Consider the following 9,524-nt stretch of genomic DNA (forward strand, 5'->3'; position numbering starts at 1 on the left):
ATCCGCATGATTCATCCTAAATTAGTAATCAAGACCTTTAATTAATGGGATACCATTGCAACGACATTTAATATGTGCCCTGCCGGGGAATAGCCCTGTTTCACCTGCATAGCTCGCCCCGCGTGACCAAAGATAAACTCCCCGGCCATGTCCAACATCAGCGCGGGCTATCATGAAGCATTTGATTTTAGCATTCGGATATTTACCTGCCGGATTACCAGACACTCTTACATCTTGCGAGGTATCCCAGCGGAAACGATCAATACCGGCTGACTGCTGGCGTTTGCGTGTAATGTCGCTATGGATTTTTAACGTCTGGTCACTGGCTATTAAACGGGCTCTTTGATACGTCGCGCCGGTCACTGACTGGATGTTACGAACCATGTCAGTTAATGAGTCGCCGCGTAAAATGCCGTCCATTACTTCACGCTGAATATCATCAAAATAATCTGATGACAGCGATTTGATTAAAGCAACATTACTCTCAACCGATGCATCGAAATAATCAACAAGCGACTCATTGACCATTAATCCGGTCATGTCAATACCAATAGCCCGGTTAATTTGTTCAACAAACGCCTCTGAACTCTCTGATTCTGCCCGACTTACTACCCGTTGAGCTAATCGATTAATTTGTTGACCAAATGATGAACTAAAAAACAATTCTGCGGCTTGTCGAAGTGCTTCTTTGATGATGTCAGTAAGATAACTATCAGCCGTGTAATTACGGCGCAGAACTGGCGTTAGCGTCTCATCGACTGCTTGCGCCATCTGTCTGACAATTTCACGTAGTTGAACACGGTAATAGCGCTCAGTTTCATCAGACGGTTTAATGGGTCTAATTGATGCCCTGCGCCTGACCGGTGTTTTCTTTATCAGATCCTGCAAGGTCTCCAAGCTTGAATTGATAATCACCGGCGAATTCAGCTTCTTCGTCATCAGCAAGTCGGGTAATATCTTCCTCTTCAATACCATAGACTCCCTGCTCCATCAGTTTTCTTGCAACCTGTGACCGCCTGACCACTTGCTGATTTAAACGAATATCATCAGCTTGCGCATCAGCGAGCCTTTGCGTTGATATCTCTGTATCAGACGGTTGTGTAAGTGGGGCAAATGCGAAATCCAGCCCATCGGGATAGGTGCCCAGAGTTGAACGAATCAGTACCTCATCAATTTTTTTCAGAAATGGACGATATTTGGCTTCTTGCTCACCACGAATGGTATTGAAATAATTATTCTGGTCCCCCTGTCCAGAATCACCCAGTCCTTTAGCTTGAATGCCGAATAATCGTGTCATCGGGATACCGGTAGCACCAGATGTCCATTCCATCAATACATACAAGACCTCAGCCAACCCACCGAATGAGATTTGCTTCCTGTCCAGCACTTCGCCGGAGTCCAGTAATGCAATTCTAAACAGGGACTTCATCATGCCGAATGTGTTATAACGTTTTGCTATTGCCTCATCCATATCGCCAGATGATAATTCAGTAGACAAACCATCACGATTAATCGTGTCAATGTTGGCCTCCTGGATCAGCGAAGCGATACCCCCTTTCGCAGATGCGGCATCTTTCACATCTTCCATGCAACGCCGCAATCGGCTGTCATCCCACCCGCCATTGATCATACGTAAGCGCATGGGCAATGCGGCTCCGGGTGCTCTGATAAAATGACTGTAGTGAATTTGCTGACTCCCGCCATTGACTACGTAATAATCGGGCTGCATATAATTTTCCGATAAAGGGTTAGTTACGTTGTATTGCTGGCCGTTGATAAACATACGATCGAGTACTAACAGACGCTTAAGCGAACCTTTTTTTATTCTGTTTAATTCTAGTGGCTTATCAAAGGGCTGATCTGTTATTAGCAATACACCAGCACCGCCATAAACTCCGGCCCATTTAAACGCCTCTTGTGTCACACCTTGAACATTGAATAAATTTTCAGCATTGCGAATAGCTGTAGCATCATCAGATGAAAATGACCGCCATTCTCTTGTTGCATCATCAACTGGAATATCAACAATTGAGCGGGCTATCCAATTTTCAGTGTAAGCGGCTTCCAGTTCCACAAAATCCTGCATCATCCCGAACATGAAACGGTTGTACATGCGTCTGTCGCGATCTGTACCCATTCCTGTCATAACATTCGTGATGCCATCAGCCGTCAGACGAATGCGCGGTTTGCCGCCAAAATCTAAATTAGGCCCATTGGTCATAGCTGATAGTCCCGTTAATTAATTCGTTTTCTATGGCGTCCATCATCGGATCGAGTTGGTCATCGTGGGTATTAAATTCAGTGTTGATTCCTTCCATTTCGACGAGAAAGTCATTCACCCACTCTGCTTTTGCGGGGATGTAAATATATCCAGATTCAATCCACCCCTGTGTATCCATGAGGCGCGTAAATTTATCCTTGTTGCGTTGGATAGCCTTGATTGGGCAGGTGGCATCTTTGCGAATGCTTTGTATCAAACCCGTTCCCGATGATTTATCCTCTACCGCCATGTGCCGTAACGGACTCTTATCCCTAGATTTTGACTTATGCCAGAATGCTACGGAGCGGCGCTTCAATTCATCTGCTTCCCATTTACCGCGTATCAGGTCGATTAAATACAGGCGTCCATCCATGCCCAGTCCCCAATGTTCAAATACAGAATAGTCATTGACTTCCTTGATTTTCTGGGCTGTATCAGCGTAGATAACCCGCCATTTCAACGGAGGTAATACTGCGTACTCTTTGAACCACTCTGATTTGATTAAGCCGCCGCCTTTTGCTGTCGGGCGTTGCTGATAGAGCGCATTCCAGACCAGCGAGCCTCTCTGTTTGCATTTATCGACGAAATCGCGGGGCATGCGCTCAGGAAACAGAATTTCACCAGGCTTTCTTAAGTTGTAGGTTTTGCCGTTCAGCTCGTGAATTTCTTCCTTCTCGGCTTCCATTGGGAAGCTGACGACACGCCACTTTTCGCCGCCTTCCTCAGCTAATTTAAGAAGTTGCCCCGCGAGGTCATTCTGATGCCAGCGCGTCAGAATAATTACAATGCCGTTTAACTTCGGATCTGCGCGAGTAAAGAATGTGGTGTCATACCAGTCCATGACTGATTCTTGATAGACGGGCGATGAGGCTGTTTTGTAATCTTTGGCTGGGTCATCGATAATACCGATGTTCATCCCTTGCCCGGTAATACCACCGTTAACCCCCGCGGCACGATAAGAACCGCCGTGCAATTGACCTTTAGTATCTAACACTTCCCACAGTTCAGCGGTACGAATCGCCCCACCCGCCAGTGTCCTGATATTCGTCCCATTCAGTCGCGTATCTGGAAACACATCATGATATTTTTCTGTATCAATAATGCGCTGAGTATCTCGTGACATGCGATTAGCGAGATCAGACGAGTATGAGCATGAAATAATGTGCCAGTCCGGATGCTTTCCGAGTGCATAAGCGGGCAGGCGTCGCGAAGCCAGTTCGCTCTTTCCCGAACGCGGCGGGGCAAATATCATTAAGCGCGGCATCCTGCCGTTCTCGACATCACTCAGAAACTGATCGAGCTCTAAACAAAGCAGCTCATTAAACCAGCCCGCTTCATACCGTGGATTTGTATAGAGCGTGAAATCCATCAGCGATGATCTGGCTTGTTCTATTGCTCGACGCCGATATGCCTCAAGAGTCTGTAAGTTTCTCATCGAGTTGTGATGAGCGACGGCCATGACCTATCTCCTTTAATCTCTCATCAAGTTGTTCATCAGTTAAGTCAATCTGTATCGGCCCGCCATCCTTGCCAGTCAGTTCAGTCTTCTTCGGCGCCTCCCACCCCTGTAGCTCACTCAATTGCTTGATAGCAGCCTTCGGATCGTGGAGTTTCAGTTTGATGCCGTCTTTGCCTGTTGTAAGTTCTGAGATTGCACTCAATGCGGCGGGGTCCTGTAGTGCTGAATCCTTGAATTGCCATGAAGCCTGAAATACCGGCTTGCCGTCTTCGTCTTCACCAATCAGACAGTTACGAAACTCTGCGATATCATGGATAGAGACACGGCCCATTGCTGATAGTCGTTCTAATGCTTCTTGGCGACTCATAACGGCATCTGAGATGGCTTCGGCGTTCATTGCGTCGAGAAAGGTTTTGACGTTAAGATTTGTTAAGATTTCAGATGCGGATGCTCTGGCTGATTCATTTGTTTTGGCTTTGCCACCGGCTTTACGATAAGCATCTGTTTGATTCAGTCCCTTTAAGATACCCAATGCAAACTTCTGTTGTAGTTTCGTTAAGGCATCGAAAAGAATCTTCTGCTCGTCTGTGAGCGTGACTTTCTTTTGTGCCATCTCTTTCCCTTAAAATAAAAAAAGGCCGCCGAAGCGACCGGGTTGAATTCTATGCCCGCTTTTCACCACATCAGGCGAGGTGGTTCTGTTGTACCCCTACAACGAGAAATCATCTAGAATTAACTCACCCCTACAATTGAATGAGTTATTTGAAAATGTCCGAAGAAAAAGGTTTTTTAGCCAGAATTACAGGTGCTCTATCCAGTACGGGTGGTGCTATCAGTAGTGTCGTTGGTGCTGTTCGCGATATCCAGAAAATGCATATAGATTATGAAGTAAAAGAAAAAACTTATGATTTACTGGATAAGCTCGGAGATGTTCAGCAACAACAGATATCACTTCAAGAACTTCTGATGGCTGCAAAGAACCGAATCATTGAGCTTGAACAAGAAGCTAACAATCGTGATCAGTGGAAACGAGAAAAACTTAATTATGAACTTTTTCACCCCATGAAAACGACCGTGGTTTACCGACTCAAGGTTTCTAGTGATTCTAATCAGCAGACGCATTATCTTTGTACTAACTGTTATAACTCTAGCATGAAGTCGATACTTCAATATAAGAAGTCCGATTTTGGCGTGTCGTACCTTATTTGTCATAAATGCCACTCTCAATATCAATTTCCTTTAGAGCTAACCATAGATAAGCGTCGTTAAGTCCTGTTGCAACTGTTTCCATGTCAGAAATAGTTGCATAATCAGAATTTTCTGCTTCTCGGTTTAATAAATCCCCGGCATTTTAAATACCGCTCAAGATTGAATAACTACTATCGAGCACTCTGTCAGTAGAATGCTCTGTATTAGCTATTCAATCTGCATCAGCTGGTGAAATCTCATCTTCGTCAAACCATGCCTCAGCCGCTCGACCATCAGAGGCCCTGTAGCTGATCCAATAGTTATTGATGTGATTGATATATTCAGCACGACCTTTGATCTCGCCCACTTCGATGCTGATGTTGATTTTGACTGCTTGGCCTAACTGATATCTGAAAACTTTAGTATTTTCGCTCATACCTACCTCTTAACTTTCGGTTTTTCTGTTGAATATTTACTCGCCCACGCTTTAGCTATGTGTAAGCAGTCATCGTACATCTTGCCCTTACGACTTGCTGATGAAGCTCTTCGATAGTGATCTACCGCTTTGTCACTTGCCATTCCTGAAATAGATGAAGAAAAGCCGAGCTTGGTTAACTCGGCCTGGATGTTCTTCTCAATAAATTGTTCGTGGTTCATGTGCAACCTCCTTTGCGCCTCCCCCAACCAAACCGAGAGCCATCTGACTGATATCACCGATCAGCTTTTCAGCTTTATTGAGGGTAACTAGGTCATCTTGTCGCTTTCTTAGTCTGCGGCCTGCATCGGATGAATCTTCATCAGAGGCCCTTTTTGCCAGAACAAGCATGTGTTGCAGTTGCTGGATGGTAAACCCAAATCCAGATTTAACCTCAAGTTCAGTCATGTGATCGAATATTTGAGCCTGTAACTCATAGCTATAGCTCATTGCCATCAAACAGGATTCACGTTTGAAGAATCGGTAAATATCTCTTTCAACTTCCCCGCCTGTGCCATTTATGAAAGTATCAACTGAAAAAAATTTTTCACCTGCCTCCCCAAGAACTTTTGGGACTTTTTTCATAAAACTACGATGCTCAAGCTTCCTGTAGTTTTTGCACGGAAAACCCATTCCCTCCGCTTCCGCTTTGGCTTTTCTTTCGGCGTTGATGTAATCAACAATTTCAAGACTGGTCATGGTTGGCGCTTCGGTTACAGACGAATGTGTTTTGAAAGTTAATGCGTTCATTTGCGTATACCTTTAGAGATAAGCCTTTGCCGCATAGGAAACCAGCCACCGAAGCTCGCCAGCTATACTGGCTTCCTCAAAGGCTCATTTCTAAACGGTTCGGTGTGAATTGCGCTGCGGTGCGCGGTGACATTCGGATAGAAAAAAACCCAGATTGACTGGGCTGTTACTGACACTGGGTTTTGATGTAGTCCTGCGACCCCAGTATCATTTGCTCCGAGGTGGCAAGGCACTACTTAATGAGTGATGCAGCATATTCAATTAACCAGACCTTGGGGGCTACAATGAGTTTAATAGTAGTTAGCCCACAGCGTAGAGAGATAAATCCAAGTACACAAACAGCGCCAAAAAGGAGAAGGTACACAAAACCTTCATTGTAAATAACACTATCTATCGCTCTCTTCCATATATAACAAGCCAATAGAGCCAGAGCCAGAACCAGAAACAAGATAAATAACAAGCCATTTACCCAGAGCTGCCAAAGCATTAATTGCTCTATAACTGCGGGCAACTGAGCTTTACCAAAACCAATTAAGCCATCCATACCTGATAACGCCTTGCCAATCAGCTCGGCTAATACTTTATCTGTGTTTTCCATTGTTTCCTCTGCATTCAGTATTCACGTAATCCTGCAAATACCTTAATTTTGCCTGGTCATTGATGATGCCTTCTCGGATATCGAGAACAGTTGATCCAGCTTCTCCAGTGAGTTCGACGCTGGTTGCATCGCCCATGCTGCCGGAGGAACCGGCTTCGCTTTGATTACAGGTTGCCGCGATACGCAACCGCTTACGACCAGCGGCAACATCACCACGAAGAGCATCAATTTCAGATTTGGCATGAGCAAGTTCCTTTGTATATTGATTATCCAGTTCAGACAGGAACTTTATCCTCTCCTGCTGACTGACGATTTCATTCTGTTGCGCCAGCAACTCGCTCTGTAGCCGGACTGTCATATCAAGCTGTTGGGTGTACTTACCGTAATAGTGATGCGCCACCAACGAGACAAGAACCAGTGCAACGAAGGTGTAACCGTGTGAGTTAAGCTTCATCATATCGCCCTATAAAAGTGAAAAGGCTTTATCAATGACCTCGTTGTTATAGGGCTGACTGCCATTCTCTACGGTAATAATGGCCTTAATCAGCTTTGCCATAAATGTCTTATCGAAGACATCAACAACCTGGTCGCAGGTAACATCGGTGTCTTTACATACCCGGTTAATATAGGCATCAGTATTATTTTCATTAGAGGGCGCCCATCGTGAAATAATGCCGCTGACAGTATTGATCCCGTATTTCCGGTTATAATTCCGAATGACTTTAATCATGGCCCGAATACCGTATTCAGGGCTGACAAACTGGCAAAAAGATTTATCGGTACGCTGTGATTCAGGTACCAGACCTTGCCAGTTATCACCCCAACGGATATTTCCAGGGTTATTGTTTCGTATGCCTCTACTGATTTGCATCAGATACCCCCGCCTTATTACGTAAAGTCCCACGCATCAACTGACCAAAAAAGTCGGTACCGAGATAACCAATAATGACGCTGCCGATGTAAGCCAAATCCGTGCTCATATTTAAGAAGACCAGCAAGTCACGAATGAACCACGCGATTAATGCACACATCATTGCGTCAATGATCGTCTTCCAGAACTTACCCCCGTTATATCTACCCCTGAGATAAGCCATTAAACCGGCCAGTGCCGCACCGATACCTTGCTCTTTGACTGATAGCAGCCATAACCATAGCTGCATCCAAATGTCTGGTTGCTTGTCCATGAGTTTCATATTCCACCCCATCTGGAAAATGGGAATCCGTGGGGTGAGCTGTGTCCGCCCCTGTGAGTTGTTGTTAATTGGGTTAATAAACTATCGCCACTTCTTGTTTTCACCCCTCAAATGAGGGGAAAAAAACGGAAGTTGATTATAAAAAAGGCCACATCGAAATGTGACCTGGAATTGGTGCCAACCGCAACAGAGTTGGAGTGTTGAGACGTTGCGGCGGCGAAAATGAAAAAAACCCCGCAATGAACGAGGCTTGGAATTCAATAAGCTGTGTGACATAGCTATCACTCTTATCACAATATAGCGACTTTTGTAATTACACAACCCTTATTTATGCAAACTGATAAATATTTTCTTTTTGAGTTACTTCATCTATTTCTAATTTAATATTAGCTATCGCCAAACACCCCTCAATAAATCCCTCTGCTGCCTGTAATCGTTTTGCTACTTCATTATGGGATATTCCTAGCTTTCCTCCCATCGCCCTGAAAGGAAATACCTTGACATAGTGCATGATGATTAATTGGAAGTAATAAGGATTATATTTCCTCAATCGAGTAATTGCGGCATCAATAGCAACCCCATCATCATCACAACACTGGGCGCGAGTCTTTCTAGTACTGGGAATTAGTCCCTTAAACCCTGCCGCGATTGGCGACCAGTCAATGTCACTGTTTCCCTCACCAGCCCATGCTCCCCAACGCTCTAAAACTAATTGAATGTCACGCATTATTTACCCCTGGAGAACTGAATGATGCTTATCGTGTTTTGTTGAATACATTGCCTTGATATTGCTTTTCGTCTTTACCCATCTGTCTGATAAAACTTTCATTTCCCCGTTATTACATTGAACAACAGTAAATGTTCTGCCAGTCTCTTCATATTTAAATCTCGCTTCATTAATTGCGGCTGATATGTCAGTGAAGATTGTCATTGCTTAAGCTCCTGAGCTTTGCCCGATACTCATCACAAATACGTTCGTAATCTTCACGCCGCCATTTCATTAGCGGCCTTTGTATCATTAAAGCATCAAACCTCTCTTGCCCAATTTTCTCAATCAATCTGGGTTTATAATTAACTATATTTCCCGATAAATAGTTATTACATGCCGAGCATTGTTTATGAGTATTGTCTTCATTAAATCTCAGCTCTGGATGAGCCTTAGTTGTTCGATAATGCCCTGCTTGATATTGTCCCTTATGAAACCTCCCACAGCTAATACATGGAAGGTCTTTATCTCTTTCTCTGATAAATGCATTGAATGCCTGCTGTGCCTGATTTCTGAAATATGAGAGGGGTTTGACTGCTAATTGACGGGCTTTGAGTTTATCTTTCTGTTCTGTTAGTTCTTGTTGCTGTTTCTTTTTAAGTGCCTGCTCTGCTTTTTCCCCAGGGCGGGATTCCACTTTGTATTTAATTTAATCAAAGATAAGCTGGCTACGAAATTCTCCTGACCAAGTCGCTCTTCGACGTTTCGCTGCTTGACTATCTTTTATACTCGTATTTTGTTTAATCACATTTAATGCTATTCGATTAAAAAGAGCCATTTGTGCTGCACCATCAGGATCTTTAAGCGAGATAGCATCTTCCCGAAAGATGACGTC

13 protein-coding genes and 2 pseudogenes are annotated in these 9,524 nt (G+C 44.3%); 1 reads left to right on the forward strand and 14 read right to left on the reverse strand.

Annotated elements, in window-relative coordinates; translation table 11 throughout:
• Positions 1–21: 21 nt before the first annotated feature.
• Genes ACGF63_RS05385 through ACGF63_RS05400 form a run of 4 tightly spaced genes read right to left on the reverse strand, consistent with a single transcriptional unit; the run spans position 22 to position 4,332 of the window.
• Entirely contained in the window at positions 22–888 is an 867-nt protein-coding gene (locus ACGF63_RS05385; protein ID WP_387629300.1) for a phage head morphogenesis protein, read from the reverse strand.
• Entirely contained in the window at positions 839–2,221 is a 1,383-nt protein-coding gene (locus ACGF63_RS05390) for a DUF1073 domain-containing protein (RefSeq protein WP_387629303.1), read from the reverse strand. The genes ACGF63_RS05385 and ACGF63_RS05390 overlap by 50 nt, the downstream gene beginning before the upstream one ends.
• On the reverse strand, positions 2,205–3,719 hold the full coding sequence (gene terL, locus ACGF63_RS05395) for a phage terminase large subunit (protein ID WP_387629306.1): 1,515 nt from the start codon (positions 3,717–3,719) through the stop codon (positions 2,205–2,207). Before terL ends, ACGF63_RS05390 begins: the two co-directional genes overlap by 17 nt.
• Positions 3,673–4,332, reverse strand: coding sequence for a terminase small subunit (locus ACGF63_RS05400; RefSeq protein ID WP_387629309.1), 660 nt, complete (start codon positions 4,330–4,332; stop codon positions 3,673–3,675). Before ACGF63_RS05400 ends, terL begins: the two co-directional genes overlap by 47 nt.
• 155 nt (positions 4,333–4,487) lie before the next feature.
• Between ACGF63_RS05400 and ACGF63_RS05405 the strand changes: the two genes are divergently transcribed.
• Positions 4,488–4,988 (forward strand): hypothetical protein, encoded by a 501-nt coding sequence (locus tag ACGF63_RS05405; protein ID WP_387629312.1) that lies wholly within the window; start codon positions 4,488–4,490, stop codon positions 4,986–4,988.
• A 151-nt stretch (positions 4,989–5,139) separates the two neighbouring features.
• On the opposite strand, the gene ACGF63_RS05410 is transcribed toward ACGF63_RS05405, so the two are convergent.
• The 10 genes and pseudogenes from ACGF63_RS05410 to ACGF63_RS05455 form a co-directional block, all read right to left on the reverse strand.
• Positions 5,140–5,343, reverse strand: coding sequence for a hypothetical protein (locus ACGF63_RS05410; RefSeq protein WP_132355780.1), 204 nt, complete (start codon positions 5,341–5,343; stop codon positions 5,140–5,142).
• Positions 5,344–5,345: 2 nt separating this feature from the next.
• Positions 5,346–5,564, reverse strand: coding sequence for a hypothetical protein (locus ACGF63_RS05415; protein WP_387629315.1), 219 nt, complete (start codon positions 5,562–5,564; stop codon positions 5,346–5,348).
• Complete coding sequence (locus tag ACGF63_RS05420) at positions 5,542–6,132, reverse strand: Rha family transcriptional regulator (protein WP_387629318.1); 591 nt, start codon at positions 6,130–6,132, stop codon at positions 5,542–5,544. Before ACGF63_RS05420 ends, ACGF63_RS05415 begins: the two co-directional genes overlap by 23 nt.
• A gap of 232 nt (positions 6,133–6,364) precedes the next feature.
• Positions 6,365–6,730: a hypothetical protein gene (locus ACGF63_RS05425; RefSeq protein ID WP_387629320.1), complete on the reverse strand. Its 366-nt coding sequence runs from the start codon at positions 6,728–6,730 to the stop codon at positions 6,365–6,367.
• Positions 6,714–7,184 carry a lysis protein gene (locus ACGF63_RS05430; protein ID WP_387629337.1) on the reverse strand — a complete coding sequence of 157 codons (471 nt, stop codon included), beginning with the start codon at positions 7,182–7,184 and terminating at the stop codon, positions 6,714–6,716. The genes ACGF63_RS05425 and ACGF63_RS05430 overlap by 17 nt, the downstream gene beginning before the upstream one ends.
• A 9-nt stretch (positions 7,185–7,193) precedes the next feature.
• Positions 7,194–7,595 carry a structural protein gene (locus ACGF63_RS05435; RefSeq protein ID WP_387629340.1) on the reverse strand — a complete coding sequence of 134 codons (402 nt, stop codon included), beginning with the start codon at positions 7,593–7,595 and terminating at the stop codon, positions 7,194–7,196.
• Positions 7,588–7,923 (reverse strand): phage holin, lambda family, encoded by a 336-nt coding sequence (locus ACGF63_RS05440; RefSeq protein WP_387629322.1) that lies wholly within the window; start codon positions 7,921–7,923, stop codon positions 7,588–7,590. The genes ACGF63_RS05435 and ACGF63_RS05440 overlap by 8 nt, the downstream gene beginning before the upstream one ends.
• 328 nt (positions 7,924–8,251) lie before the next feature.
• Entirely contained in the window at positions 8,252–8,650 is a 399-nt protein-coding gene (locus tag ACGF63_RS05445; protein WP_387629325.1) for an antiterminator Q family protein, read from the reverse strand.
• A 187-nt stretch (positions 8,651–8,837) separates the two neighbouring features.
• Positions 8,838–9,314: pseudogene (locus ACGF63_RS05450) on the reverse strand (recombination protein NinG); the annotation flags it as partial.
• Between the two features lie 24 nt (positions 9,315–9,338).
• Positions 9,339–9,524 (reverse strand): annotated as a pseudogene (locus ACGF63_RS05455) (ISAs1 family transposase); the annotation flags it as partial.

This window comes from Photorhabdus sp. RM322S, assembly GCF_042879395.1.
Taxonomy (GTDB): domain Bacteria; phylum Pseudomonadota; class Gammaproteobacteria; order Enterobacterales; family Enterobacteriaceae; genus Photorhabdus; species Photorhabdus khanii.

Excerpts from the sequence above, each read along its gene's own strand:
- ACGF63_RS05415 (WP_387629315.1), bottom strand. The coding sequence starts at position 5,564 with ATGAACCACGAACAATTTATTGAGAAGAACATCCAGGCCGAGTTAACC.
- terL (WP_387629306.1), bottom strand. The coding sequence starts at position 3,719 with ATGGCCGTCGCTCATCACAACTCGATGAGAAACTTACAGACTCTTGAG.
- ACGF63_RS05445 (WP_387629325.1), bottom strand. The coding sequence starts at position 8,650 with ATGCGTGACATTCAATTAGTTTTAGAGCGTTGGGGAGCATGGGCTGGT.
- ACGF63_RS05420 (WP_387629318.1), bottom strand. The coding sequence starts at position 6,132 with ATGAACGCATTAACTTTCAAAACACATTCGTCTGTAACCGAAGCGCCA.
- ACGF63_RS05425 (WP_387629320.1), bottom strand. The coding sequence starts at position 6,730 with ATGGAAAACACAGATAAAGTATTAGCCGAGCTGATTGGCAAGGCGTTA.
- ACGF63_RS05390 (WP_387629303.1), bottom strand. The coding sequence starts at position 2,221 with ATGACCAATGGGCCTAATTTAGATTTTGGCGGCAAACCGCGCATTCGT.
- ACGF63_RS05410 (WP_132355780.1), bottom strand. The coding sequence starts at position 5,343 with ATGAGCGAAAATACTAAAGTTTTCAGATATCAGTTAGGCCAAGCAGTC.
- ACGF63_RS05405 (WP_387629312.1), top strand. The coding sequence starts at position 4,488 with ATGTCCGAAGAAAAAGGTTTTTTAGCCAGAATTACAGGTGCTCTATCC.
- ACGF63_RS05400 (WP_387629309.1), bottom strand. The coding sequence starts at position 4,332 with ATGGCACAAAAGAAAGTCACGCTCACAGACGAGCAGAAGATTCTTTTC.
- ACGF63_RS05430 (WP_387629337.1), bottom strand. The coding sequence starts at position 7,184 with ATGAAGCTTAACTCACACGGTTACACCTTCGTTGCACTGGTTCTTGTC.
- ACGF63_RS05440 (WP_387629322.1), bottom strand. The coding sequence starts at position 7,923 with ATGAAACTCATGGACAAGCAACCAGACATTTGGATGCAGCTATGGTTA.